Here is a 24,567-nt window from a genome sequence, read left to right on the forward strand (position 1 = left end):
GCAGTGTTCGACAAGCACGAGAAAGCGCTTCACGGCAAGGGGCGGTTTCGAAAATGCGAGACAATGTTCGCATGACGATCGCGACCCGCTGCCACCAGCACCCCATGCGTGACTTGCCGGCGGTTATAGAGGATGGGATCTCCGGAGAGATCGCTCATCCTACCATCGGCTTCCTGCACGATCAAATCCGCCGCCGCAAGGTCCCAATCATGACTGTTGCCGCCCGCAAAAGCCGCATCCAGCGCGCCATGGGAGACCCGGCACAGACGCAGCGCGAGCGAACCGATTCGCGGATGCAGCTTGATCTCGCCCAGTGACGGCTTCAGGCGCTCAACAAGGGGCTTCGGACCCGCGACCCGCGAGAAGTCGAGCTCGGATCCCGCCGTCGCCCGCACCGGCACCTCATTGAGGGTCGTGCCCCGGCCGCGGGCGGCGAAGAAGAACTCATCGCTCGTCGGTGCGAACACCGCGGCCAGCACCGGCGAGGCGTCCTCGACCAGCGCGACGCTGACGCACCATTCGTCATGGCCGTTGAGGTAATTGCGGGTGCCGTCGATGGGATCGACGATCCAGGTCAGTCGCCGCGACAGCCGCACCTCGTCGTCGGCGCTCTCCTCCGACAGCCAGCCATAGTCGGGCGTCGCCGCGCGCAGGCGAGCTTCCAGGAGATCGTTGACGGCAATGTCGGCTTCCGAGACCGGCGAGGACGCGCCCTTGGTCCACTTCTTCAGCTCGGTGCGGAACATCGACTGCGCGAGTGCGCCCGCCTCCCGCACCGTGTCTTGCAGCAGCGCCGCGTCGCGCGTCAGGATGGCTTCGCCTGTTGCGTTCGCGTCAACGTCCGCCAAGCGTCAAACCCTCGATGCGCACCGTCGGCGCATTGACGCCGTAGCGGAACTCGAGATTGTTCGCCGGCTGCATCGACTTGAAGATCTCGAACAGATGGCCGGCGATCGTCACCTCGCTCACGGGATAAGTGAGCTCGCCGTTCTCGATCCAGAAGCCGGAGGCGCCGCGGCTGTAATCGCCGGTCACGCCGTTGACGCCCGAGCCGATCAAATCGGTGACGTAGAAACCCTGCTTGATGTCGGAGATCAGCTCGGCCGGGGTGGGCGTGCCGGGTTCAAGGTGCAGATTATACGGCCCCGGCGACGGCGAGGAGGAGACGCCGCGATGGGCGTGGCCGGTGGTGGTGAGACCGAGCTCACGCGCGGTGGCGCAATCGAGCAGCCACGTCGTCAGCACGCCTTCGTCGATCAGCGCGATCTTCTTCACGGCGACGCCTTCGGCGTCGAACGTCTGCGAGCGCAGGCCGCGTTTGCGCAGGGGATCGTCGATGATGCGGATGTTCTTGGCGAACAGCTGCTGGCCGAGCTTGTCCTTCAGGAAGCTGGTCTTGCGCGCGATCGAAGCGCCATTGATGGCGCCGACGACATGACCGACCAGCGAGCCCGCGACGCGCGGATCGAACACCACAGGCACCTTGCAGGTCTCGACCTTGCGCGGATTGGCGCGCGCCACGGTGCGCTCGCCCGCGGAACGGCCGACGATCTCCGGCGACAGCAGATCGGCACCATGCGGCGCCGAGGTGAAATCGTAGTCGCGCTCCATGCCTGTGCCGTCGCCGACAATGGCGGTGGCGGAGATGCCCTGGCTGGAACGCAGATAAGAGCCGTGGAAGCCGGTGCTGGTGACGAGCACCATGCCGCCCATGCCGGCGGAGGCCGAGGCGCCGCCGGATTTGGTCACGCCCTTCACACCGAGCGCCGCAGCCTCGGCTTCGAGCGCGCGGCGCTCGAGTTCCGAGGTCGCGGGCACGTCGGGGTCGAGCAGATCGAGATCGGGGAAGTCGCGCGCGAGCAGTGCGGGATCGGCAAGGCCGACATATTTGTCGTCGGGTGCAACACGCGCCATCGCAACCGCTCGCTCGGCAAGCTTGGTCACGGCATCGCCGCTGGCGTCGTTGGTCGAGACCACCGCCTGGCGCCGGCCGACCAGCACGCGCAAGCCGACATCGTCACCCTCGGAACGTTCGGATTCCTCGACCCGGCCGTCGCGGACCTCGACGCCTTGCGAGACGCCGCGCACGGCGACCGCATCGGCCGCATCCGCGCCGGCGCGCCGGGCAGCCTCCACCAGCCGCTGCGCGAGATCGGAGAGCGCAGACTGATCGAACAGGTCGCGACCGGCTGTGGACGAATCCTTGGGCGAAAGCGTCGAGCTTGGTGAAGGGTTCACAAACGAAATCCTGTTGGGGCGGGCTGCGGGACCGGAACCCACAGATGTGCCCTGATCGCGCGGACTTCAAGCATTTTCAGCCCACCAAAAGCTCAGATTCGCAGCTTGCGCGCAACGTCTCGTCAATCATGCGTGCCAAGGTCTTGTCAATCATGAGCGGCGGTGAGGTTGGATTAACCAGCCTTTTTAAGCGGTTTCGGAAAGGCTCGCGCTAAGGTCCTCACATCGACCGGGAACATAATCCCGGCGGGGAGAACTAAAGCCGTGAGGCGTCAAACAGCAACAAGCGGGATCGCTCCCGCCGGGTCGAGCCGCTCCCTGCGGCTCGACCCCCTTTCCCTTCCGGTCCGCTTCGATGCGCATGATCCGCGCGCCGACGGTTATGTCCGGCAGATCGAGCTTCATCGCGAACGTGTCGTGCTGCACCGTGCCGTCCGCGGCATGCGGATGGCAATCAATGTTCGCGTCAGCGACTTCATCGGCGTCGCGCTGCGCGGCAACGACGAGGCCCAGACCCTCGTCCTGGTGCATCGCGATCCCTCGCTCTCCATTCCGCTGCTGGTCAGCGCCGATGGCGACGAACTCGTTGAGGCCTGGGCGATCTGGAGCGAGCTGTTCGCGCTTCCGCAGCTCGACGAAGGCGCACGCAAGCCCGCGCCACGCCGCCGCCGCGCCAACGCGATCCGCGACCGCCATCCGAAATTTCTGATGCGCCGCCGCGCCGGTGTCGCACGCGAGTTGTCGGTGCATCGCGATGAGCGCGAGATCATCGCACGGAGTTAAGCCGCCCGCATCACCGCGTCGGCCAATAAGCCCGCAAACAACAACAGCCCCGCGTCGCGGTTCGAATAGAACAGGCGCTTGCAGAGTTCGCCGTCGCTAATATTCAGCCGCGCGATCTGCGAGGCCAGATGCACGGCGAAGGCCACAAGTCCGAGCCAAGCCGGCCAGCGCGCATCGCCCGACGCCAGCGCCACGCCGATCAGCAGCACCGCCAGGCCGTAGAACAGGATCAGCGCCTGGTGCGTATGCGCACCGAACAGGCGCGCGGTGGACTTGATGCCGATCAGCGCATCGTCCTCGGCGTCCTGATGCGCATAGATCGTGTCATAGCCGATCACCCAGGAAATCGCGCCGGCATAGAGCACGAGCGCGGTGACGTCGATGCGCCCGAAGGTGACGGCAAATCCCATCAAGGCGCCCCAGGAGAACGCGAGCCCAAGCACGATCTGCGGCCACCAGGTGATGCGCTTCATGAACGGGTAGATCGCGACGATCAGCAATGAGGCGATGCCGGTCAGGATCGCGAAGCGGTTGAACTGCAGCAACACCACGAGCCCGATCAGCGCCTGCGCGACCATGAAGGCCAGCGCCTGCTTCGCGCTCACCTGGCCCGACGGCAGCGGCCGCGAGCGGGTGCGCTCGACCTTGTCGTCGAGGTCACGGTCGGTGATGTCGTTCCAGGTACAGCCTGCCCCCCGCATCACGAAGGCGCCGATGAAGAACAGGACGATGGTGAGCGGCAGGCCGCGGACGTCATGCGCCATGCCGGCGGCGAGCGCCGCCGACCACCAGCACGGCATCAAGAGGAGCCAGGAGCCGATCGGACGATCGAAGCGGGACAAGCGCAGATAAGGCCGCGCCCATTGCGGTGCGCGCGTATCGACCCAGTTGCCGGTGGAATCGGCAACGCGGGCGGATGTGTCGCTCATCGGGTCAGGACGTTGCCGTTGAGTGTGTCGAAGGTGCTGCCGCCCTTCTTGCCCGCATTGGCCTCGGGCGCCGAGGCCGAACCCAGCACTTCGCTCAGCGACGGACCGGCCGGACCGCGCGGCTGGTTCTGCATCTGCTGCGCAACATTGCAGACCTTCGCCGCCATGGCATCGGTGTTCTTGTGGCCGTCCTTCATCTGCGCGCCGACCTGCGCCGGAATCCCGCACTTCGAGGCGTTGGCCTCGATGTACTTGATCATCTTGGTCTCGGCCTGGCTGAAGTTGCGGATCAGCTTGCAGGCCTCGTCAGGCGGGGCGTGACGGTCGCTCGCGGCCTTGATCAGCTTGCCGCGCTTTTCGGCATCCTCGCGCAGAGGCATGAAGGCCTTCATGCAGTCCTCGCCGGGACCGGCTTGCGTCGGCGGGGCCGCGCTGAAGGCGCCGGCGCCACCGACGGGCGCGGCGCCGTTCACGGGGAAGGACGATTGCGGCGCGCCGCCGACGGAGGCGACGGGCGCCGACCCGTTCACGGGCGGAAACGCGGAACTGGTTGGGGCCTGGCCCGGCAGCGGCGCGGGGAAACCCTGCGCATAGGCACAAACGGCGCCCATCGTGACCATGGCGGCAGTGATCGGAACCATCAAATGACGGATCATCAAGGCAGTCTCTCCGGCAGGAGCTTGCGGGGTTCGGCGTCTTCCCAATTGAAGCGCAACCAGCGTGCTCGCGATTTTACGATTCCCGCCGGCCCTTAACAACCCGTTGAATAGGGCAGGAGCGCGGCGCGCCGACGCACCATTTTGGCAAAATTTACCCCGAAAGTACTGCTTTCGGCTAAGAACGGCGCCAAATCGGACCTTTGAACCATGCCCTCCCACGATTTCCGCGGCCCTCGCCTGTTCGTCGATGCCCCCCTCGCCCAGGACGGCAGGATCGAGCTCGACCGCGACCAGAGCAATTATCTCGGCAATGTGCTGCGGCTTGCCGCCGGGGCCGAGGTCTTGGCGTTCAACGGCCGCGACGGCGAGTGGCAGGCCGCCATCGAAGGCCGCAAGCGGCCGGATGGCCTCGTCATCCTCCAGCAGACCCGGCCGCAGGACCGGCTGCCCGACCTCGCCTACGTCTTCGCCCCGCTCAAGCATGCCCGGCTCGACTACATGGTGCAGAAGGCCATCGAGATGGGGGCGGCCTCGCTTCAGCCGGTGCTGACCCGGTTCACCCAGGCTTCCCGCGTCAATACCGAGCGGATGCGCGCCAATGTCGTCGAGGCGGCCGAGCAATGCGGCATTCTCAGCATCGCCACCGTTGGCGAGCCGATGCCGCTGGAGCGCTTCCTCAGCCAGCGCGCCGCGGGCCGCCTGCTGATCTTCTGCGACGAGGCGGCGGAGCTCGAAAACCCCATTCAGAGCCTGCAAGGCGCAGACGCGGCGGCAGGCGTCGACGTGCTGATCGGCCCCGAAGGCGGCTTTGCCGATGAAGAGCGGGCGCTGCTGCTGCGGCAGCCGAAAATCCTGCGGCTGGCGCTGGGACCCCGGATCATGCGGGCCGACACGGCCGCAGTGGCCGCGCTGGCGCTGGTGCAGGCGGTGCTGGGCGACTGGGCTGGCGAACGCGGCTAAGGCACGTTGCTATTCGCCTCGTAGCGATCGGTTCAGGGTCTCCGAAGGCAACTCTCCGAAAGCCTCTCTGTAGCTCGCTGCGAACTCGCTGAGATGCCAGAAACCATGCGCAAGCGCACAGGACTTCACACTCCGGCCCGCTCGACCGGTGCGCAGTTGCTTGCGCACCGACCAGAGGCGTAAGACCCGGCTATAGCGATGTGGGCTCATGCCGCAGATGGCCCGTGTCGCACTCTGGAGAGTCCGGACCGACACGCCCGCCTGCTCCGCCAGTTCGGTCGTCTTGTGCCAGATCATCAGATCGCGCCGAATCAGTTTCTCCATATCAGCTACGATCCGGCGATAATGTTCGGCGGTGGATGAGACAGGTCCGCTTGCGACGCTGGACCAGATCGCCGCGTCCATCGTGCTGAGCAGTGACTGTTCGACAAATTTTTGCGAAGCTGGCTCGTTCAAGAAGTCTGGGTCATTTGCTGCGGTTTCAAGCGAGATCGAGATCAGACGGCGCAGCGAGGCAAGCACGTCCGGCGCCGGATTCAGCAAATGGCATCCATCGCCCAATTCAGGCAATGGCTCCCGCCCGGATGGACTGAAGTAGACCACTGCCAGCAGACGCCCCTCCGGCTCATGCACCAGGCAATCTGAATCACCTTTCAATACGAGGACAGAACCGCCCATCGATTGCCCGTTGATGCGGGCAGAGGTCACGTGATCCATCGGTACCGCCACTGCGGCAGCATTGGTGAACTGATAGCCTCGAATGATCCGGGGGAAGGTTTTCAACAGCGACAGGGTCAGGGTCGGCAAGGTGAGCCGGGCACGCATGATCGCTGTCACCCCGGCCGACAACGGCATGCTCGATGCGCCGGCGTATTTCTCGGTCTCGCCGAAATGATCGATGTCATACGAATTGAGCTCGAGCGCCGAGGACGGCTTGAGATCCTGGAACGACATCAAGCGATCCGCCGCTCTCTTTTGCATTCCCTCGCGAGCAGGGACTAGACGGCTTTGATCCATGTTCTGCTGCTTACTTGGCCTTCTTCTTGGAAACGGCGATTTAGCGCCACGCAAATCATCCCGCCCGTTGACGCCGGCGCGCCGCAGTCGCGGAGCATTGAGATGGCATGAACGATCAGAAGGTCGAGTGGATCGAATTCGTCTTAGTGCCGGAACATGTCTCAGATCGAAAACAGCATATAGGCCAGCGTGTGTCGCGCGACCGGATACCATCGGTTGCGTTGCACATGAATCGGAAACCAACTCGCATTGTAAACGAAGGCTCTGCGAACGGATCGTCCTCCTACCCAAATTGAGTATGCTACCGGTGGAGCATTCTCAAACGGGCCGAGCAGCTCGCGGATGGGGCGCCCCAGGCGACCCATTCCTCGTGGAAGCGCCCCGGAGACGTCCTTGGCCCGAAATGAATGGGGGTGAGGTGAGCCTCCCTACCTACCTGGGTCGATTGCAGCGGGATGAACAGGTGCTGTATTACCTAGTTGGCGCCGGACCTGATTAGGCCGCCGCCTCCTCTGATCACACCGCCTCGCTCCGACGCTGTTAAGCGATTGATCCTTTGGAGGTCGAAACCGCTTTCGGGCCATGCTAAGGCCTGCGGCAATTCGCTCCCCTTGCTTGCCCTGCCCGGTTCCACCGGGACGATGGACCCCTGAGATGACCGCGACTGCCACCTCACATGCTGCCGGCTCCGCCGCCTGGGCGGATACGCTGCTGCTGTCGTTCGCGCAGGCCGGCTATGTCAGGGCCGAGCCCGCCATCCTGCAGCCGGCCGAACCGTTCCTGGATCTCTCCGGCGAGGATATCCGCAAGAGCCTGTACCTGACCACCGACCTCTCCGGCGAGGAGCTCTGCCTGCGCCCGGATCTGACCATTCCGGTGGCCCGCGATTACCTCAGCTCTGGCCGTGCCGGCCAGCCGGCCGGGTTCAGCTATCTCGGTCCGGTGTTCCGCTACCGCAACGGCCAGAGCAGCGAATTCCTGCAGGCCGGCATCGAATCGTTCGGCCGTCTTGACCGCGCTGCGGCCGATGCCGAGATGCTGGCGCTGGCGCTGGAGGCGACCGCCGCGTTCGGCGTCCGCGACGTCGAGATCCGCACCGGCGACGTGGCGCTGTTCAACGCGCTGCTCGACGCGCTCGACCTCTATCCGGTCTGGCGCCGCCGCCTGGTCAAGGATTTCAACCGCAAGATCAGCCTGGAGCAGGATCTGGAGCGGCTGGCGGCCGCAACCACCGCGACCCGCAGCGAATATGAGGGCGTGCTCGCGGCGCTCGCCGGCTCCGACCGCAAGGCGGCACTCGCTTTCGTCACCGATCTGATGTCGATCGCCGGCACCACCAATGTCGGCGGCCGCACCACCGCCGAGATTGCCGACCGCTTCCTCGAGCAGTCGACGCTGAAGGGTGGCGCGCTGCCGCGCGAGGCCATCGCCGTGCTCAAGCGTTTCCTGTCGATATCGGGTAACCCCGACGACGCCGTCGCCGAGCTGCGCGCGCTCACCAATGATGCAAAGCTCGACCTCAGTGCTGCGATCGACCAGTTCGAAAGCCGGGTCGGCTTCATGGCCGCGCGCGGCATCGATGTGAAGGGGACGCGGTTTTCGACCGCGTTCGGGCGCGGGCTCGACTACTACACCGGCTTCGAATTCGAGCTGCATCACCGCGGCAACGGCGCCGAGCCGCTGGTTGCCGGCGGCCGCTATGACGGGCTGATGACCCAGCTTGGATCGGCCGAGCCGATCCCGGCGGTCGGTTTCTCGGTCTGGGTGGATGCGCTGACCCGGATCGGCCGCAAGGTGGGAGCTTAAGTCATGAGCGCGCCATTCGTTCTGGCCGTTCCCTCCAAGGGCCGCCTGCAGGAAAACACCGAAGCCTTCTTCGCCCGCGCCGGGCTCAAGCTGTCGAAGGCGGGCGGCGCCCGCGACTATCGCGGCACGCTCACGGGCCTCGACAATGTCGAGGTCGCCTATCTCTCGGCGAGCGAGATCGCCTCGCAACTATCCCGCGGCTCGGCGCATCTCGGCGTCACCGGGGAGGATCTGGTGCGCGAGACCATCGCGGACGCCGACAAGCGCGTCTCCCTGATCGAAGGCCTCGGCTTCGGCTATGCCGACGTCGTCGTCGCGGTGCCGCAGGCGTGGATCGACGTCCGCACCATGGCTGACCTCGACGACGTCACCACCGGCTTCCGCGAGCAGCATCACATGCGGATGCGGGTCGCGACCAAGTTCATCAACCTCACCCGCGCCTTCTTCCAGAGCCAGGGCATCACCGATTACCGCATCGTCGAAAGCACGGGCGCGACCGAAGGCGCGCCGGCCGCCGGCAGCGCCGAGTTGATCGTCGACATCACCACGACCGGCGCGACCCTCGCCGCCAACGGATTGCGGGTGCTCGACGACGGCATGATCCTGCGCAGCCAGGCCAATCTGGTCGCCTCAAGAGATGCCGATTGGTCGCCGCAGGCGCGGGAGACCGCGCGAATCATCCTCGATCACATCGCGGCGCGGGCGCGGGCCAACAAATACCGCGAAGTCCGCACCCGCTTCCGCCAGTGCGACGCGGCCATGCTCACAGAGGCCCACGAGCGCTTCGGCGTCGAAGCCCCGTTCGGCGGGCCGACCTCGTCAGGCATGCTCACACTGCACTGCCCGCCGGGCCAGCTCTATGCACTCGCGAGCTTCCTGCGCACCCATGGCGCCGAGACCGTCTCGGTGGTTTCGCTGGATTATGTTTTCGACCGGGACAACCCGCTGTTCGCCAGGCTCGAGGCGTTCCTGCGGCAGTGAGCCCAAAGTTTGTTGAGCAATTCCGTTCAGCGTAGCGACAGCAAACGGCAGCTACCATATGCTGTTGAGATGACCTTGAACGCCTCTGGAACCTTGATCGATGACGCTGGGCTCTGACGTTTCCGGCATGACGACCATCGCGGCAAGCACCGCCGCGAACGGACTGTCGATTGTCGTCCCGCTCTACAACGAAGCGGCGGGCCTCGCCGCCCTGCACCAGCGCATCTGCGATCTCGCAAAGACCTTGCGTCAGCGCTATCGCTTGGCTTGCGAGGTCGTCTATGTCGACGACGGCAGCGCGGACGCGACGCTGTCGATCGCCCGCTCGCTGCCGGCCGACGCGGTCGACGTCCAGGTGGTGTCGCTGTCGCGCAATTTCGGCAAGGAGGCCGCGCTGATGGCCGGCCTCGACCATGCCCGGCTCGGCGCGGTGCTGTTCATGGACGGCGACGGCCAGCATCCGCCGTCGCTGGTCGAGCGACTGGTGCGGCACTGGATCGAGGACGGCTACGACGTCGTCTATACCGCCAAGGCGCATCGCGACAACGAGCCGTTCCTGCGGCGGCTCGCCGGACGGGGCTTCTATGCGCTGATCAATTGGGGCGCGCGCCAGAAGATTCCCGAAGACGCCGGCGACTTCCGCCTGCTGTCGCCGCGCGCGGTGGCAGCACTGAGGCAGCTGCCGGAGCGCAACCGCTTCTTTAAGGGCCTCGCGAGCTGGATCGGCTTCCGCCAGATCCGCGTCGATTACGAGCCCGCGCCGCGCACCCATGGCGTGACAACCTTCAGCGCCGCGCGTCTACTTGGTCTTTCGATCGAAGGCGTCACCTCGTTCTCGGTGGCGCCGTTGCGCTTCGCCAGCCTGCTCGGCGTGATCCTCGCCGGCGGAGCGTTCCTGTTCGGTCTGTCGATCCTGTGGGAGGTCTTGACCACCGGCAAGCAGGTGCCCGGCTATCCCTCACTCGTGATCGGCCTGATGACGATCGGCGGCGTGCAGCTCATCATGATCGGCATCGTCGGCGAATATATCGGCAAGATCCTCTCCGAGCTGAAGGCGCGCCCGATCTACTTCGTCGCCGAGCACAGTGAAAAGCATTTCGAGACCGACAAGGCTGACGACGCCTCGAAGAGGACGGCGGCCGAATGAACGCGGCCGCGCCGCCGCGGCGGATCTGGCTCTGCGCCGACGATTACGGCATCAGCCCGGGTGTCAATCGCGCCATCCGCGACCTGATCGAACGCGGCCGTCTCAACGCCACCTCGGTTATGATGGTGGGACCTGCGGTCGAGCGCAGCGAGATCGAAGCCCTCCAGACGGCAGCGCAAGCGAGCCCGCGCTGCGCGATCGGATTGCACGTGACATTGTCGGCACCGTTCCGGCCGCTCACCATGCATTTCCGCCCACTCGACGGCGACATGTTTCTCCCGTTTCCGAAGCTGCTGCGCGCGGGTCTTGCGCGAAGGCTCGACCGCGAATTCTTTCGCAACGAGGTCAAGGCGCAGCTGGCAGCCTTCGCGAAAGCGTTCGGGCGCGCGCCTGACTTCGTCGACGGCCATCAGCATGTGCAGCTCTACCCGCAGGTGCGCGACGGCTTTATCGACGCAGTCGCCGAAGTCGCGCCAAAAGCCTGGGTGCGCCAAGGCGGCCGCGACCTGCCGCTGATGCAGCGGCTGGCTTCACCGAAAGCCATGGTGCTCGATATCCTCAGCGCGCAATTCCGCCGCCGTGCCGGCAGCGCGGGCCTGAGCTTCAATCCCGGCTTCGCCGGCGCCTATGATTTCACGCAGGCGGCCGATTTCGGCAAGCTGATGCGGCAATTTCTCGAAGGCCTGCCGGATGGCGGCCTCATCATGTGTCATCCCGGCTTCGTCGACGACATCCTCACTGGGCTCGACCCGATGACGGATGTCCGCGAACGCGAGCACGCCTATCTCGCCGGCGATGCCTTCGCGCGCCTGCTGACGGACAGCGGCGTCACGCTGGGATGAAACCGGCGACAGTTTGCGAAAAGCCGCCCGCGGGGCAGCTTGTCGCATACCGAAATTTAATCCTGCCGGCACTGTTGGGGCCACAATGGAACCCTACATCTGCCTCGCGCTTGTTTTGCGCGAGGGAGACTGACCATGACGCCGCAGGAACGCCAGCTCGTCGACGAGCTTTTCGACCGGCTTTCGAAACTGGAAAATGCACCGCGCGATCCCGACGCGATCGCCGCGATCTCCGACGGCCTGCGCAAGGCGCCTGGCGCGATCTATGCGCTGGTGCAGACCGTGCTGTTGCAGGACGAAGCGCTGAAGCGCGCCCATGCCCGTATCCAGGAGCTGGAGGCGGCGCAGGCGCCCGAACAGGCGCAGTCCGGCGGTTTCCTGGACACCATGCGCGATACGCTGTTCGGCGGGGGTCCGTCGCGCGGCTCGGTTCCGAACGTGCCGCCGCGTGACTCGCGGCCGGTGTGGAACAGCGGCCAGGCGATGCAGCAAAGCCAGCCCGGTTATGGCCAGCCGCCCTACGGGCAGGCTTACGGTCAAGGTCCAGGTCAGGGCCCCGGTCAGGGCTATGGCGCGCCGCCGGTCGGCGGTGGCGGCGGTTCGTTCCTCGGAACGGCGGCGGCAGCCGCGGCCGGCGTCGTTGGCGGCTCGCTGCTGCTCTCCAGCATCCGCGGCATGATGGGCGGATCGCATCAGCAGGCCTTCGGCGACACCAATGCCCTGGGCGATCGCAGCGCTGGTGGAAGTCCCTGGAGCGGCAGCGATCAGTCCGGCGGCTCGCTCGCGCGTGATGCCGGCCTCGACGACATTGGCTCGAACCGCGGTGATGCGTCCCGGCAGGGCTTCGCCGACCACGCTTCGAACGACGACCAGAACTACAACGATCAGAACGACAATGACGGCGGCAATGTCGACCTCGCCGACGACAGCGATTTCGGCGGCGGAGATGATGGCGGCAGCGATTACGCCTGACGCTTTTTATCCTTGCTCCAAACGAGAACGGCCGCCGATGAGGCGGCCGTTTTGGTTCCGAGCGCTATGCGCCTACATCACGACGACCTTGGTGCCGACATTGACGCGGCCGTAGAGATCGATGACGTCCTCGTTGCGCATGCGGATGCAGCCCGAGGAGACGTTGGTGCCGATGGTCCAGGGTTCGTTGGAGCCGTGGATACGGTAAAGCGTCGAGCCGAGATACATCGCGCGCGCGCCGAGCGGATTTTCCGGGCCGCCTTCCATGTGCCTGGGCAGATCGGGGCGGCGCGCGATCATTTCCGCCGGCGGCGTCCAGGCCGGCCATTCGCGCTTGGCCGTGATCGACTTCACGCCGGACCAGGTGAAGCCGGGACGGCCGACGCCGATGCCGTAGCGCATCGCCCGGCCGTTGCCCTCGACGAGATAGAGGAATTTGTTCGGCGTATCGACCACGATCGTGCCGGCGCTTTCATTGCCGCTATAGTCAACGAGTTGTTTCTCGAATCTCGGGTCGAACTGACGCTGCCGCGGATCGACCGCCTCCTGCTGGAGACCTGCGCCCTGCGTCTGCGGCTCGCCCATCGGCGGCAGGCGGCGCTGGTCATAATAACCAGGCTGCTGCTGATACATCGGCTGCTGCGGAGCGTAGGCCGGACCGCGACCGGGCCCGTCACCGAACATGAACTCGATGAAGCCGCCGCCCATGTTCGCATTGGAGGCGACACGCACCGGCGCAGGCGGCACTTGCGGCTGATAGAGCACCGCGGGTGGATCGTTCGGCACGCTATTGTCGAAGGCGCTGGCGCTGTTGGCGCCGGCAATGAAGGTGCAAGCGCTGCCAAGCAGCGCGACAGACATTTTCTTGAACATCGACGTACTCTGTACTGTTTCGTCTAGATCACATGCGTCGTGGCAAGCTGACCGCTGATCCGCACCCGCGACGTGGTCAATAAAGAGCAAAAGCCGTTTTGTTTGGTAAACGGAAACGCCATTTCGATTCACCACGTCGTCGGCAGCGGTGCAATTTGGCGATCAGCGTTTATTTTCGATGAACGCCTTGCACGCATGGTTAATCGCCCGTTTGCAAGCCGTCGCGCACAACCGAGACGACAGTTCCGGCTGTGAACTTCGTGTTAAATCGCTTCTGCCTACAAAGACGCGTGAGTGAGGTGGGGGGAGTTCTTGATGGCTATTCACCGCAAACGTTTTCGTGTCGAGGAGGCTATTGTCGGCGAGATGCCCAGCCCCGAAATGATTGAGGAGGCTGCGCCGATGCATAGCGAGATCATGGCCGAGTTGCGTGCGATCCGTGCACAGATGGCGAAGGGCACCGCGCCCTTGTCCGGCAGCGCCGCCATGGCGGCGATCGACGCCTCCACTGCCCACGAGCTCTCCGAAGCCCGTACCATGCTCGATACTTACCGGGCGCAGATCGAGCAGTGCGAGAAGCTGAAGGTCGAGCTCGACCTCATCCACGACGCCATCGACCGCACCAAGCGCGAGATCGCGACACTGCACGGCAAGAGCTTCGACGGCGGCGAAATGGCCAAGGTCAATGGCGAGCTCGGCGCGGTCGTCGGCGGCACCGAACAGGCGACCCAGCAGATCCTCGAAGCCGCCGAGTCGATCGACCAGGCGGCCAGCGCGATGGCCAAGGTGCAATCGGCCGATCAGCAGAAGCGGCTGGCCGACGATATCCAGGAACGCGTCATCTCGATTTTCGAAGCCTGCAACTTCCAGGACCTGACCGGCCAGCGCATCAGCAAGGTCATGAGCACGATGAAGTTCATCGAGCAGCACATCAATTCCATGATGGAGATCTGGGGCGGCGTCGACGCGATCAAGTCCCACGTCGTGCCGCAGGTCGACACCCGCAGCGATGACGACAAGCTTCTCAACGGCCCGAAGCTCGCAGGCGACGTCGGCCACGCCTCGCAGGACGACATCGACGCGCTGTTCGACTGAGCGGACGCGACACTCCGGAAAAACAAAACGCCGGCGCACGCCGGCGTTTTTTTCGTCATTGCGACACCGCGTTCTCTTCTCCCCTTGTGGGAGAAGGTGGCGCGAAGCGCCGGATGAGGGATTGGCTCCGCAAACTCAGGTGAGAATTATGATCGGGGAGAGAGACCCCTCACCCGTCTCGCCGCTTTGCGGCGAGCCACCCTCTCCCGCAAGGGGAGAGGGCAAAAGTAAATTACGCCCTCGGCGCGCAGCGGACGTAGACCATGTTGCCGTAGCGGGTGGCGGCGTCCTTGTCGATGAAGCGGGTGATGAGGACGCGGCCGTCGAAGGAGACGATCTCGCGGTCCTGCTCGCCGGGCGTCGGACCCGCCGGCCCGATATAGTTCTTGCCGCTGGGCGAACCCTTCAGCCGCAGCTCCTGCGGTGTTGCCTGGTCCGCCAGATGCATGATCACGCCGCCGGAGGAGCCGGCCGTGATCACATAAGGATTTTTGCATTGGGCCCGGGCGGCAGCCTCGGTGCGGGCGCGGTCCGCCGGGTTCTGGAACGAGGCGAGGCCCCAGCGCCCGACGATCTCGTCGGCGCGGATCGACGCGGGCATTTCCGGACCGGTGCCGGGCTCGGCCTCGGGGGGCGGTGAGGACGAAGAAAAGGACGGCAGGCTCATGCCGCCGCCGCAGGCGCCAAGCAGCAGCGCCAGGCAAGAAGCCGCCGCCAGATTGGCGACCGTGCGCGCGTGAGCTGAACTGATCATGGCATTCCCCCGGACAAAACCATGGCCGCACCCCTTACGCAGCCAAGCGCAAAACCGCTGCCGGAGCAATGACGTCCTTTAATACGCCGGCGCCCCGAACAAGTTTCCAACGTCACCATCCTATATCCGTCTCACCAATCGCTTAACCACCTTTGCTTGACAGGATCGCGGCCAAGCCATATTCCCGGGCGGACCATTAGCACTCTGAAAGATGGATTGCTAACGCGCGCCGATCGATCCTCGAGAAGGGTGGACGGAAGCGCCGCCCGCCCACTTTCACTCCTTCCGAAGCGAGCCTCCAAAGGGAAACGTCATGACTAAATCCAAATTTCGTCCGCTGCATGACCGTGTCGTGGTCAAACGTATCGACGCCGAGTCAAAGACCAAGGGCGGCATCATCATTCCGGACACGGCCAAGGAAAAGCCGTCCCAGGGCGAAGTCGTCGCCGTCGGCCCCGGTGGCCGCGACGAGGCCGGCAAGCTGATCCCGATCGACCTCAAGGTCGGCGACCGTGTGCTGTTTGGCAAGTGGTCGGGCACCGAGGTCAAGATCGACAACGATGAGCTCCTGATCATGAAGGAGTCGGACATCATGGGTGTGATGGCCTAAGGCCAGACGCCTGAACGGCCGCTGAATGCATGCCCGGGTCACTCGATCCGGGCATGCATCATTCCGCCGGGTTCGATCGCGGACCCCGGGAATGAGGCGACCCAATAAGCAAGACACATCACGAAACAAGAGGAATTGCAGACCATGGCTGCCAAAGACGTCAAGTTTTCCGGAGACGCGCGCGATCGCATGCTGCGCGGCGTCGACATTCTCGCCAACGCCGTCAAGGTGACGCTCGGCCCGAAGGGCCGCAACGTGCTCATCGAGAAGTCGTTCGGCGCGCCCCGCATCACCAAGGACGGCGTCACCGTCGCCAAGGAGATCGAGCTCGAGGACAAGTTCGAGAACATGGGCGCCCAGATGGTGCGTGAGGTCGCCTCCAAGACCAACGACCTCGCCGGCGACGGCACCACCACCGCGACCGTGCTGGCCCAGTCCATCGTGCGCGAAGGCGCCAAGTCGGTTGCCGCCGGCATGAACCCGATGGACCTCAAGCGCGGCATCGACATCGCGGTCGCCGCCGTCGTCAAGGACATCGAGAAGCGCGCCAAGCCGGTCGCCGCCTCCTCCGAGGTCGCCCAGGTCGGCACCATCTCGGCCAACGGCGATGCCGCCATCGGCAAGATGATCGCGCAGGCGATGCAGAAGGTCGGCAACGAGGGCGTCATCACCGTCGAGGAGAACAAGTCGCTCGACACCGAGGTGGACATCGTCGAGGGCATGAAGTTCGACCGCGGCTATCTGTCACCCTACTTCGTCACCAACCCCGAGAAGATGACCGCCGAGCTCGAGGATGCCTACATCCTCCTGCACGAGAAGAAGCTGTCCGGCCTGCAGGCCATGCTGCCGGTGCTGGAAGCCGTGGTGCAGTCTGGCAAGCCGCTCGTCATCATCGCCGAGGACGTCGAGGGCGAGGCTCTGGCTACCCTGGTCGTCAACCGCCTCCGTGGCGGCCTGAAGGTCGCCGCCGTCAAGGCGCCGGGCTTCGGCGACCGCCGCAAGGCCATGCTCGAGGACCTCGCGATCCTCACCGGTGGGCAACTGATCTCCGAAGACCTCGGCATGAAGCTCGAGAACGTCACGGTGAAGATGCTTGGGCGCGCGGGCAAGGTGGTGATCGACAAGGAGAACACCACGATCGTCAAGGGCGCCGGCAAGAAGCCGGAGATCGAGGCCCGCGTCGGCCAGATCAAGGCCCAGATCGAGGAAACCACCTCGGATTACGACCGTGAGAAGCTCCAGGAGCGCCTCGCCAAGCTCGCAGGCGGCGTCGCGGTGATCCGCGTCGGCGGTGCCACCGAGATCGAGGTCAAGGAGAAGAAGGACCGCGTCGAGGACGCGCTCAACGCCACCCGCGCCGCGGTGCAGGAGGGCATCGTTCCCGGCGGCGGCGTCGCGCTGCTCCGCGCCAAGAAGGCGGTTGGCCGTCTCACCAACGCCAATGCCGACGTCCAGGCCGGCATCAACATCGTGCTGAAGGCGCTGGAAGCCCCGATCCGCCAGATCTCCGAGAACGCGGGCGTGGAAGGCTCGATCGTCGTCGGCAAGATCCTGGAGAACAAGTCCGAGACCTTCGGCTTCGACGCCCAGACCGAGGAGTATGTCGACATGGTCGAGAAGGGCATCATCGACCCCGCCAAGGTGGTGCGCACCGCGCTCCAGGACGCCGCCTCGATCGCCGGCCTGCTGGTGACCACCGAGGCCATGGTCGCCGAGTCGCCGAAGAAGGACGCCGCGCCCGGCATGCCGGCCGGTGGCGGCATGGGCGGCTTCTAAGACCGATCCTTAGCCCACAGTGTTGCGAAGGCCGCCTCCGGGCGGCCTTCTTTTTTGGCAATCATGGCCCGTGCTTTCCAATTCAACCGGCGGCCAAAACCCACTACGGTGACGCCCGATTCGAATTGTTTGGGCCTGATCTCAACGGAAAACCACTTCACACTTTCCGGATCATGCCCCATTGCCCCGGGGATTTCGTCGATGCGCGCGCTTGTGTTTTGCTCCACGGCCGTTCTGGCGGCTCTGCTTGCAGGTTCGCCTGAGGTCGCATCCGCCCAGATGAAGCTGGCGCCGAAGGCCACGGCGCCCGGCGGCGTCGAGACGCGCTATTTCACCTCGATCGACGGGCTGATGGATGGCAATGCCGACGTGATCCTGAAGGAGACACGCCAGGGCAAGACCGTCACCGCAGCCGTGCTCGACGTCTGCTATCCCGTCGCGAAGAATTCCGACCGCAAGGACCGCTTCGTCGTCAATCTCCAGGTCGCGGGCCAGAACCTGACGGGTACGACGCAGAGCCTCGGCGCGAAGGCGCCGGTCACCGTCAAGCTGCTGCGCAAACAGGCCGGAGACACGTTCGAATTCCGCGGCCAGATCAGCATTGGCCAGGCCGTGACCGAGGTCACCTCGCCCGACAATTCCGATCTCAGCGAGAAGGAATTCCTCGACAACCAGACCTCCGACGACGGTATCACGCCGCAGCCGAAGGATTTCACCGACGTCTCGCCGGAAGCGATCGCGGTCAAGGTCAAGCTGGATGCCGCGACCGAGTTCCTGAAGAGCCTGAAGGGCCAGGACGTCGAGGTGACGCTGGCGAGCCTCACCGTCGGCTGCGACGCGTTGCGCGCGGGCGAGCAGACCATCAACATGTCGGTCGATCCGGAGCGCGCCGGTGCGCTGCTGGCAAAATTCAAGGCGACGCCCGGCGTCACCGCCGCGGGCTGGACCGCGGGCATGACCGAGATGGACCGCACCATCCGCATTGCCGCCGCCGACTGGCGCGAGGGCGACAAGATCAACCGCGACAAGCTCGCGGCCGCGGTGGCTGGCGTGCTGAGCAGGACGCTCGCGGCAAAGCCGGTCTCGCAAAGCTTCAACCCGGCGACCGGCAAGCTCAAGCTGGTGTTCAAGCGGCCGAACCAGGACTTTCCCGCGCTCGAGCTCACCGACACGATCGAGGTTGCGGGTCTCGTCTCGCCCGACAAGCCGGGCACGACCGACAAGCTCATGCTCTGGGTCGGGAGTCCCGCGACCACGACCACCGACGAGAGCAGCGGCGCCAAGCTCAATCTCTCGGACGAAGCGACCGCCGACGAGGAAGGCGATCAGCCCGACGACAACGGTTCGGTCGAGGCGCTCGCCAAGGAGCTGAAGGGCCAGCGCTGGGACGCCGACAAGTCGGTGTGGAAATAGACGCAGACACCCCCTGTCAGTCATCGCCCGCGAAGGCGGGCGATCCAGTACTCCGAGACGGCCGTGGTTGAATCGATAGGCCGCGGCATACTGGATTCCCCGCTTTCGCGGGGAATGACAGCGGTGGCTAATTTCCGTTGACGCGAAAACGCAGCGGCTTGGGGCCGACGAGCGTCAGCACGTCGCCCTGGCGCTTCCAGGTCTCGACGCTGCCGAGGGCTGCAACGAGATCGTCGTCGGCCTGGGCCCTTGCGGGCGGGCAGGAGCGGTCCTGGATCTGGCCGGGGACGAAGATCACGGTATTGCCGGCGACCGAGAACTGGCCCTTGCCGCCCTTGCACCAGAGCTCCAGCACGACCTCACCATTGTCGCCGATCTCGATGTTCGGAATCCGCTTCGAGCCCGGCTGCGGCAGCGCCTCCAGCGTCATCTCGGTGCCGAACGGAAAACCGTCCTCCGCACGCGCGAGCGTGGACATCGCGAGCATTGCAACCGCCGCACACACCATCTGCCTGAACGAAACCATGAAACCTCTCGACCGACCTGATTTGCGGCACCTTCTATAAGACGGCGGCGCCGTTGAGAAGGTTCGCGCATACGCGACGCAAAAATCCCCGCGGGGACGAATCCGCGGGGATTTGCTTCGAAGCGAATTGTGACCTGCTACTTCAGCACCATCGCCGTGAACGGCCAGACATAGGCCTGCAACGTCACGAACACGCCGACCAACGAGGCCAGCACGATCGAGTGCCAGAACACGAAGCGCAGGATCGTGCCTTCGTGCCCGTACCAATTCGTCGCAGTGGACGCGACCACGATCGACTGGGCGTCGATCATCTTGCCCATCACGCCGCCGGACGAGTTCGCCGCGGCCATCAGGATCGGCGACAGGCCAAGCTGCTCGGAGGTGATCTTCTGAAGATTTCCGAACAGCACGTTGGAAGCGGTATCCGACCCTGTCAGCGCCACGCCCAACCAGCCGAGCAGCGTGCCGAAGAAAGGATAGAGCACGCCGGTTGCAGCAAAGGCGAGGCCGAGCGTCGCGTCCACGCCGGAGAGCCGCGTCAGCGTGCCGATCGCGAGCATCGCCGAGATCGTGATCAGCGAGATCGCGCACAGCCGGATGGTGCGGCCGTACTGAATCACGAGCTTGCCGGGTCCGACGCCCATTAGGAAGCCGGAGATGATCGCGGCAATCAGCATGCCTGTGCCGGTGAACGAGAGATAGGTGAAGCCGAACACCGCACTCTCTTTCGTCGGCCCTGGTGCGACCGGCGGCATCTTGTTGATCATCTGATGCAGCTCGGGAACGGGGTAGTTCCAGGTGAAGATGGAGTTCGCCCAGGTCTTGAAGGCACCGTTGCCCCAGATCAGCATCACGATACAGACGATGATCCAAGGCAGCAGCGCGCTGAACATCTCGCTCTGCGTGAGCGGCGTCTTGTCGAGCGGTTTTGCGGCCGCCATGGTGGAGGTCGATTCATCACGGCTGCGCAGCGCCGGCGACAGCCAGAGCTGCCTGGGCTGCCACACCTTCAGGAACAGGATCAGCGCGCCCATCGAGATCAGCGACGCACCGATGTCGACGATCCAGGGGTTGACGAAGTTCGAGATCACGAATTGCGGGACTGCGAACGACACGCCGGTGACGAGAATCGCCGGCCAGACGTCCTTCATGCCCTTCCAGCCCGCGAACGCCCACACCACCCAGAACGGCACGATCAGCGAGAAGATCGGCAACTGCCGTCCGACCATCGCGCCGAGGATGTAGGGATCGAGCCCGGTGACCGAAGCGAGGCCCTGGATCGGCGTACCCAGCGCGCCAAAGGCGACCGGTGCTGTGTTGGCGATCAGCGACAGGCCGGAGGCCGCGAGCGGCGAGAAGCCGAGGCCGATCAGGACGGCACCGGTGATCGCGACCGGGGTGCCGAAGCCCGAAGCACCCTCGAAGAAGGCGCCGAACGAGAACGCGATCAGCAGCAATTGCAGCCGCCGGTCCTCGGTGACGCCGCCGACGGCGCGCTTGAGCAATTCGAAGCGTCCAGTGGTCACCGTCACCTGGTAAAGGAAGATGACGTTGAGAACGATCCAGCCGATCGGAAAGAAACCGGTGACGATGCCCAGCACCGAAGCGCGGATCGACATGTTGGCCGGCATGGTGAAGACGAAGATCGTGATCAAATTGGCCACGATCACGGCGATGACCGCCGCGATATGAGCCTGGACGCGGCCGCTCGCGATCAGGACCAGCAATGTGACGACAGGGACTGCCGCCGCGATCGTCGACAGCACAGGGCTGTGCAACGGGTCATAAACTTGATTCCACATGATCTTCCTCCCCCACGCATGTGTGCTGCAGGCGGCCCGCGTGGACAGCCGATCCTGCTTGACGCTGAAGCGATAACCCCCGAGCTGGACGCGAATTCCTCGCGAATGCAGCGGTTCCCGTCCGCTCACAAGCTCGCGAAATCCCGAAGGCCCCCACCCCGCGCCGATGCGCCCCATGCTAGGGTTGCAAGCTGCGACAAGCCAACGCAAATTGCAGGACTTGCGACTTTAGTCTAAGCGCGCCGATTTTCGCCGTCGTCCCAAGTCTTTGGCCCCGGGCAGTTGTGCACATCCCCTCAGGAGACAGAGCTCTGTGAAGAACATCAGCGCCACGCTCGCGATCGTCTGGCGAATCGCCGCCCCCTATTTCCGGTCGGAGGACAAATGGGCCGGCCGCGGCCTGCTCGCCGCTGTCATCGCGATGGAGCTGGCGCTGGTCGCGATCGACGTCTTGGTCAATCAATGGCAGAACCGGTTCTACAGCTCACTGCAGGCAAGTGACTGGGATAGTTTCGTCAGGGAGATCTGGATCTTCATCGGCCTCGCCTCCGCCTTCATCGCGCTGGCCGTCTACAAGCTGTATCTGAACCAGTGGCTTCAGATCCGCTGGCGGCAATGGCTGACCCGGCACTATCTGGGCGAATGGCTGCAAGGCGCCACCCACTACCGCATGCAGCTCAAGGGCGATGCGGCCGACAACCCGGACCAGCGCATCACCGAGGACGTCAAGAATTTCGTCGAGCAGACCCTGACCATCGGTCTCGGCCTGCTCTCGTCGATCGTGACGCTGTTCTCGTTCGTGATCATCCTTTGGGGGCTTTCCAACGCCGCGCCGTTGCACCTGTTCGGCGCCGATCTCATGATCCCCGGCTATCTGTGCTGGGGCGCGCTGGTCTACGCGATCTTCGGCACGGCACTGACGCACTGGATCGGCGCCCCGCTGGTCAATCTCAATTTCGAGCAGCAGCGCTATGAAGCCGACTTCCGCTTCAATCTCGTCCGTGTCCGCGAAAATTCCGAGCAGATCGCGCTGCTCAAGGGCGAAGGCGCCGAGCGCGGCCGGCTGCTGGAGCGCTTCGGCTTCGTGATCGGCAATTGGTACGCCATCATGAGCCGCACCAAGCGCCTCACCGCGTTCACCGCGAGCTATCAGCAGGCCGCCGTGATCTTTCCCTACGTGCTGGTGGCGCCGGCCTTCTTCGCCAAGAAGATCCAGCTTGGCGACATGATGCAAACCGCGTCCGCCTTCTCCAGCGTACAGGGCGCATTGTCGTTCTTCGTCACGGCGTACCGATCGCTGGCGGAATGGCGCTCGATCGTCGCCCGCCTCGACGGCTTCGAGATGTCGGTCGATGCGGCCGCGCACCTGCCGCCGCACGAGCCTGCGATTGCCCTCAAGGCCGCCGGCGGCAATCGCAATATCTCTCTCGAACAGCTCTGCGTGAACCTGCCGAGCGGCACGCCGCTGGTCGCCGCCGACGCCTTCTCCGTCCAGACGCCGGAGCGCGTGCTGGTGACCGGACCGTCGGGCTCCGGCAAGTCGACGCTGTTCCGGGCCATCGCCGGCATCTGGCCGTTCGGCACCGGCAGCATCTTCGTGCCGGAAAAGGCGAAGCTGATGATGCTGCCCCAGCGCCCCTATTTCCCGGTCGGCGTGCTGCGCGACGCGGTGGTCTACCCGGCCGCGCCGGGCGCGTTCGAAACCTCACGCGTCAGGGACGCGCTGATCGCGGTCGGGCTGCCCGACCTCGCCGAGCGGCTTGAGGAGGACGGTCATTGGAACCGGATGCTGTCGCTGGGCGAGCAGCAGCGCCTCGGGCTCGCCCGCGCGCTGCTGCACGCGCCGGACTATCTGTTCCTGGACGAGGCCACGGCCTCGCTGGACGAGCCGTCCGAGGCCCGCCTGTACCGGTTGCTGGCGGAGAAGCTGCCACAGGCCACCGTCGTCTCGATTGGCCACCGCTCGACGCTGGAAGCCTTCCATACCCGCAAGGTGACGATGGTGAAGCACGGCGCGATCCACGTCCTCGGTGACGGTGGTGTGCCGGTCGAGAAGGAGCCGAGCGCGGCACGCTGAGACGGTCCGACCAACCCTGAGGCTATGGCCCTTCGTTGCGGCCATTCTTCGACACGCCCGCCTTTGGCGGGCCCTCAGGATGAGGTCTGTCCTCGCGGTGAAATCCGTGCCCCCTCATGGTGAGGAGCCCGCCGGAGGTGGGCGTCTCCAACCATGCAGGCGCCCCGGCCTGCGCCCAAAAGCAAAAGGGCGGCAGGTTTGCCCTGCCGCCCTCATCAAGTCGCTTCGGGAAGAAGCTTACTTCAGGTTGCTCATCGCCGTCAGGTCGAACGACAGCTTGGCAATGCCGGCCGCGCCGCACCAGTTGGAGCCAGCGCCGCCCGGATTGATCGCGGTGACGTTGGTGGTGCCGGTGGCGTTGAAGGCGCTGGTGAAGGCGTTGCAATCACCCTTGTTCAGGTCGGTGTCGGAGTAACGCAGGTCCAGCGTGAACACCTTGTAGGTGAAGCCGATGCCGATATTCCAGGTGTTGTAGTCCTTGTAGGGGATGCCGTTGGCGAAAACGGTGCCGACGCCGGTGCCGTAGAAGGCGTCCGAAGTACCGAACCACTGGCGGCCGAACTCACCCGACACGTACATGCCCATGCCGGAGGGACCGAAGGCCGTGCTGGGCGCCGTGTATTTGGCGGTCAACGAAGCGTAGTTGCCCCAGGCACCCGAGTTCAGGAAGTTCGGCGAGTAGTACTCGGTCGCGCCGACCGTGAAGCTGTCGTTGATGGTGTAGTTCACCTTGCCGTAGACTTCGACGAAGCTGACGTCCTTCTTCATGACGTTGCCGTCGGCGAGGAAGATCGTGGTCGTGCTGACGCCGCAGACGTTGCCGCCGGGAATGCCGCCGGTGAGCACGTTGTCGGCGCAGCTTCCACCCGGATACAGGTAGCCCCAGACGCCGATGTCGAAGGCGAAGGCACCGAAAGTCGGGCGGATACCGCCGTAGATGTCAACTTCAGCAGCGGCACGATTGGCGAAGGAGATGCTCTCGGCGGACACGCCGACGTAGAGCTGGAGGTCCTTGTTGACGTTGTAGCGCGGCTCGAAATAGGCCGCGACCGACGGCTTGTGGTTCGACTGCGTGACGCCGCGGAAGATGTAGTCGCTCATGATGGCGCCGCCGAAGGCGATATCCCAAGGGTCAAACGCGACCACCGGCGGGGCCTTCAGTGCCTTCACTCGCATGTCTGCCGCGAAAGCCGAGCCCGTCACCATTGCCAGCGCCGTTGCCAACAAAGCCACTTTTTTCATTTCGATCCCCATCACCAGTTCTAAGACCCCAGCCGGATCCCGGAAGCCCCCGGAACGCACGACCT

At 64.8% G+C, this 24,567-nt stretch carries 22 protein-coding genes; 12 read left to right on the forward strand and 10 right to left on the reverse strand.

Annotation, left to right across the window (positions count from 1 at the left end):
* Window positions 1-29: 29 nt before the first annotated feature.
* Both N551_RS0101460 and N551_RS0101465 read right to left on the reverse strand, forming a co-directional pair.
* The gene (locus tag N551_RS0101460; protein WP_027565428.1) at window positions 30-848 is read right to left on the reverse strand and encodes a 3'(2'),5'-bisphosphate nucleotidase CysQ; all 819 of its coding nucleotides are present in this window, start codon (window positions 846-848) and stop codon (window positions 30-32) included.
* Window positions 835-2,238: a TldD/PmbA family protein gene (locus N551_RS0101465; RefSeq protein ID WP_027565429.1), complete on the reverse strand. Its 1,404-nt coding sequence runs from the start codon at window positions 2,236-2,238 to the stop codon at window positions 835-837. The genes N551_RS0101460 and N551_RS0101465 overlap by 14 nt, the downstream gene beginning before the upstream one ends.
* Before the next feature lie 264 nt (window positions 2,239-2,502).
* Here N551_RS0101465 and N551_RS0101470 point away from each other — a divergent pair, with 264 nt between their 5' ends.
* Window positions 2,503-3,021, forward strand: a complete 519-nt coding sequence (locus tag N551_RS0101470; RefSeq protein WP_027565430.1) for a DUF6101 family protein — start codon at window positions 2,503-2,505, stop codon at window positions 3,019-3,021.
* Here N551_RS0101470 and ubiA read toward each other — a convergent pair.
* Window positions 3,018-3,950: a 4-hydroxybenzoate octaprenyltransferase gene (gene ubiA, locus N551_RS0101475; RefSeq protein WP_027565431.1), complete on the reverse strand. Its 933-nt coding sequence runs from the start codon at window positions 3,948-3,950 to the stop codon at window positions 3,018-3,020. The two genes, N551_RS0101470 and ubiA, sit on opposite strands and share 4 nt — an antisense overlap.
* Window positions 3,947-4,606, reverse strand: a complete 660-nt coding sequence (locus tag N551_RS0101480; protein ID WP_027565432.1) for a hypothetical protein — start codon at window positions 4,604-4,606, stop codon at window positions 3,947-3,949. Before N551_RS0101480 ends, ubiA begins: the two co-directional genes overlap by 4 nt.
* A 210-nt stretch (window positions 4,607-4,816) precedes the next feature.
* On the opposite strand from N551_RS0101480, the gene N551_RS0101485 reads away from it, so the two are divergent.
* Window positions 4,817-5,569, forward strand: a complete 753-nt coding sequence (locus N551_RS0101485; protein ID WP_027565433.1) for a 16S rRNA (uracil(1498)-N(3))-methyltransferase — start codon at window positions 4,817-4,819, stop codon at window positions 5,567-5,569.
* A gap of 9 nt (window positions 5,570-5,578) precedes the next feature.
* On the opposite strand, the gene N551_RS0101490 is transcribed toward N551_RS0101485, so the two are convergent.
* The gene (locus N551_RS0101490; protein WP_035961012.1) at window positions 5,579-6,523 is read right to left on the reverse strand and encodes a helix-turn-helix domain-containing protein; all 945 of its coding nucleotides are present in this window, start codon (window positions 6,521-6,523) and stop codon (window positions 5,579-5,581) included.
* A gap of 717 nt (window positions 6,524-7,240) precedes the next feature.
* Between N551_RS0101490 and N551_RS0101495 the strand changes: the two genes are divergently transcribed.
* The 5 genes from N551_RS0101495 (at window position 7,241) to N551_RS0101515 (ending at window position 12,334) form a co-directional block, all read left to right on the forward strand.
* A complete protein-coding gene (locus tag N551_RS0101495) occupies window positions 7,241-8,392 on the forward strand; it encodes an ATP phosphoribosyltransferase regulatory subunit (protein WP_027565435.1) in 1,152 nt (383 codons plus the stop codon).
* Window positions 8,393-8,395: 3 nt separating this feature from the next.
* Window positions 8,396-9,373 carry an ATP phosphoribosyltransferase gene (hisG, locus tag N551_RS0101500; protein ID WP_027565436.1) on the forward strand — a complete coding sequence of 326 codons (978 nt, stop codon included), beginning with the start codon at window positions 8,396-8,398 and terminating at the stop codon, window positions 9,371-9,373.
* A 100-nt stretch (window positions 9,374-9,473) separates the two neighbouring features.
* The gene (locus N551_RS0101505) at window positions 9,474-10,520 is read left to right on the forward strand and encodes a glycosyltransferase family 2 protein (protein ID WP_027565437.1); all 1,047 of its coding nucleotides are present in this window, start codon (window positions 9,474-9,476) and stop codon (window positions 10,518-10,520) included.
* Window positions 10,517-11,362: a ChbG/HpnK family deacetylase gene (locus N551_RS0101510; RefSeq protein ID WP_027565438.1), complete on the forward strand. Its 846-nt coding sequence runs from the start codon at window positions 10,517-10,519 to the stop codon at window positions 11,360-11,362. The genes N551_RS0101505 and N551_RS0101510 overlap by 4 nt, the downstream gene beginning before the upstream one ends.
* A gap of 135 nt (window positions 11,363-11,497) precedes the next feature.
* A complete protein-coding gene (locus N551_RS0101515; protein ID WP_027565439.1) occupies window positions 11,498-12,334 on the forward strand; it encodes a DUF2076 domain-containing protein in 837 nt (278 codons plus the stop codon).
* A gap of 72 nt (window positions 12,335-12,406) precedes the next feature.
* Here N551_RS0101515 and N551_RS0101520 read toward each other — a convergent pair whose 3' ends face one another.
* Window positions 12,407-13,207 (reverse strand): L,D-transpeptidase, encoded by an 801-nt coding sequence (locus tag N551_RS0101520; RefSeq protein ID WP_027565440.1) that lies wholly within the window; start codon window positions 13,205-13,207, stop codon window positions 12,407-12,409.
* A 315-nt stretch (window positions 13,208-13,522) separates the two neighbouring features.
* On the opposite strand from N551_RS0101520, the gene N551_RS0101525 reads away from it, so the two are divergent.
* Window positions 13,523-14,302, forward strand: a complete 780-nt coding sequence (locus N551_RS0101525) for a protein phosphatase CheZ (protein ID WP_007614982.1) — start codon at window positions 13,523-13,525, stop codon at window positions 14,300-14,302.
* 232 nt (window positions 14,303-14,534) lie between these two features.
* Here N551_RS0101525 and N551_RS0101530 read toward each other — a convergent pair whose 3' ends face one another.
* Window positions 14,535-15,056: a hypothetical protein gene (locus N551_RS0101530; protein WP_007596953.1), complete on the reverse strand. Its 522-nt coding sequence runs from the start codon at window positions 15,054-15,056 to the stop codon at window positions 14,535-14,537.
* A 313-nt stretch (window positions 15,057-15,369) separates the two neighbouring features.
* Between N551_RS0101530 and groES the strand changes: the two genes are divergently transcribed.
* The 3 genes from groES (at window position 15,370) to N551_RS0101545 (ending at window position 18,855) form a co-directional block, all read left to right on the forward strand.
* Window positions 15,370-15,666 (forward strand): co-chaperone GroES, encoded by a 297-nt coding sequence (gene groES, locus N551_RS0101535; protein WP_007596954.1) that lies wholly within the window; start codon window positions 15,370-15,372, stop codon window positions 15,664-15,666.
* Window positions 15,667-15,810: 144 nt separating this feature from the next.
* Window positions 15,811-17,442, forward strand: coding sequence for a chaperonin GroEL (gene groL, locus N551_RS0101540; RefSeq protein ID WP_027520435.1), 1,632 nt, complete (start codon window positions 15,811-15,813; stop codon window positions 17,440-17,442).
* A 201-nt stretch (window positions 17,443-17,643) separates the two neighbouring features.
* Window positions 17,644-18,855: a hypothetical protein gene (locus N551_RS0101545; protein WP_027565441.1), complete on the forward strand. Its 1,212-nt coding sequence runs from the start codon at window positions 17,644-17,646 to the stop codon at window positions 18,853-18,855.
* Between the two features lie 127 nt (window positions 18,856-18,982).
* Here the strand turns inward: N551_RS0101545 and N551_RS0101550 are convergent, their stop codons facing one another.
* Both N551_RS0101550 and N551_RS0101555 read right to left on the reverse strand, forming a co-directional pair.
* Window positions 18,983-19,381 carry an META domain-containing protein gene (locus tag N551_RS0101550; protein ID WP_027565442.1) on the reverse strand — a complete coding sequence of 133 codons (399 nt, stop codon included), beginning with the start codon at window positions 19,379-19,381 and terminating at the stop codon, window positions 18,983-18,985.
* 137 nt (window positions 19,382-19,518) lie between these two features.
* Window positions 19,519-21,183, reverse strand: a complete 1,665-nt coding sequence (locus N551_RS0101555; protein ID WP_027565443.1) for an L-lactate permease — start codon at window positions 21,181-21,183, stop codon at window positions 19,519-19,521.
* Between the two features lie 313 nt (window positions 21,184-21,496).
* On the opposite strand from N551_RS0101555, the gene N551_RS0101560 reads away from it, so the two are divergent.
* A complete protein-coding gene (locus N551_RS0101560; protein WP_027565444.1) occupies window positions 21,497-23,260 on the forward strand; it encodes an ABC transporter ATP-binding protein/permease in 1,764 nt (587 codons plus the stop codon).
* Window positions 23,261-23,497: 237 nt separating this feature from the next.
* Here the strand turns inward: N551_RS0101560 and N551_RS0101565 are convergent, their stop codons facing one another.
* Window positions 23,498-24,502: a TorF family putative porin gene (locus N551_RS0101565; RefSeq protein WP_027520439.1), complete on the reverse strand. Its 1,005-nt coding sequence runs from the start codon at window positions 24,500-24,502 to the stop codon at window positions 23,498-23,500.
* Window positions 24,503-24,567 lie beyond the last annotated feature (65 nt).

This window comes from Bradyrhizobium sp. URHA0013, assembly GCF_000518345.1.
Taxonomy (GTDB): Bacteria; Pseudomonadota; Alphaproteobacteria; order Rhizobiales; family Xanthobacteraceae; genus Bradyrhizobium.

Bases quoted from the DNA above. Each gene is read 5' to 3' on its own strand.
- ubiA (WP_027565431.1), bottom strand. From the start codon at position 3,950: ATGAGCGACACATCCGCCCGCGTTGCCGATTCCACCGGCAACTGGGTC.
- N551_RS0101480 (WP_027565432.1), bottom strand. From the start codon at position 4,606: ATGATCCGTCATTTGATGGTTCCGATCACTGCCGCCATGGTCACGATG.
- N551_RS0101485 (WP_027565433.1), top strand. From the start codon at position 4,817: ATGCCCTCCCACGATTTCCGCGGCCCTCGCCTGTTCGTCGATGCCCCC.
- N551_RS0101490 (WP_035961012.1), bottom strand. From the start codon at position 6,523: ATGTCGTTCCAGGATCTCAAGCCGTCCTCGGCGCTCGAGCTCAATTCG.
- N551_RS0101495 (WP_027565435.1), top strand. From the start codon at position 7,241: ATGACCGCGACTGCCACCTCACATGCTGCCGGCTCCGCCGCCTGGGCG.
- hisG (WP_027565436.1), top strand. From the start codon at position 8,396: ATGAGCGCGCCATTCGTTCTGGCCGTTCCCTCCAAGGGCCGCCTGCAG.
- N551_RS0101505 (WP_027565437.1), top strand. From the start codon at position 9,474: ATGACGCTGGGCTCTGACGTTTCCGGCATGACGACCATCGCGGCAAGC.
- N551_RS0101510 (WP_027565438.1), top strand. From the start codon at position 10,517: ATGAACGCGGCCGCGCCGCCGCGGCGGATCTGGCTCTGCGCCGACGAT.
- N551_RS0101515 (WP_027565439.1), top strand. From the start codon at position 11,498: ATGACGCCGCAGGAACGCCAGCTCGTCGACGAGCTTTTCGACCGGCTT.
- N551_RS0101520 (WP_027565440.1), bottom strand. From the start codon at position 13,207: ATGTTCAAGAAAATGTCTGTCGCGCTGCTTGGCAGCGCTTGCACCTTC.
- N551_RS0101525 (WP_007614982.1), top strand. From the start codon at position 13,523: ATGGCTATTCACCGCAAACGTTTTCGTGTCGAGGAGGCTATTGTCGGC.
- N551_RS0101530 (WP_007596953.1), bottom strand. From the start codon at position 15,056: ATGATCAGTTCAGCTCACGCGCGCACGGTCGCCAATCTGGCGGCGGCT.
- groES (WP_007596954.1), top strand. From the start codon at position 15,370: ATGACTAAATCCAAATTTCGTCCGCTGCATGACCGTGTCGTGGTCAAA.
- groL (WP_027520435.1), top strand. From the start codon at position 15,811: ATGGCTGCCAAAGACGTCAAGTTTTCCGGAGACGCGCGCGATCGCATG.
- N551_RS0101545 (WP_027565441.1), top strand. From the start codon at position 17,644: ATGCGCGCGCTTGTGTTTTGCTCCACGGCCGTTCTGGCGGCTCTGCTT.
- N551_RS0101550 (WP_027565442.1), bottom strand. From the start codon at position 19,381: ATGGTTTCGTTCAGGCAGATGGTGTGTGCGGCGGTTGCAATGCTCGCG.
- N551_RS0101555 (WP_027565443.1), bottom strand. From the start codon at position 21,183: ATGTGGAATCAAGTTTATGACCCGTTGCACAGCCCTGTGCTGTCGACG.
- N551_RS0101565 (WP_027520439.1), bottom strand. From the start codon at position 24,502: ATGAAAAAAGTGGCTTTGTTGGCAACGGCGCTGGCAATGGTGACGGGC.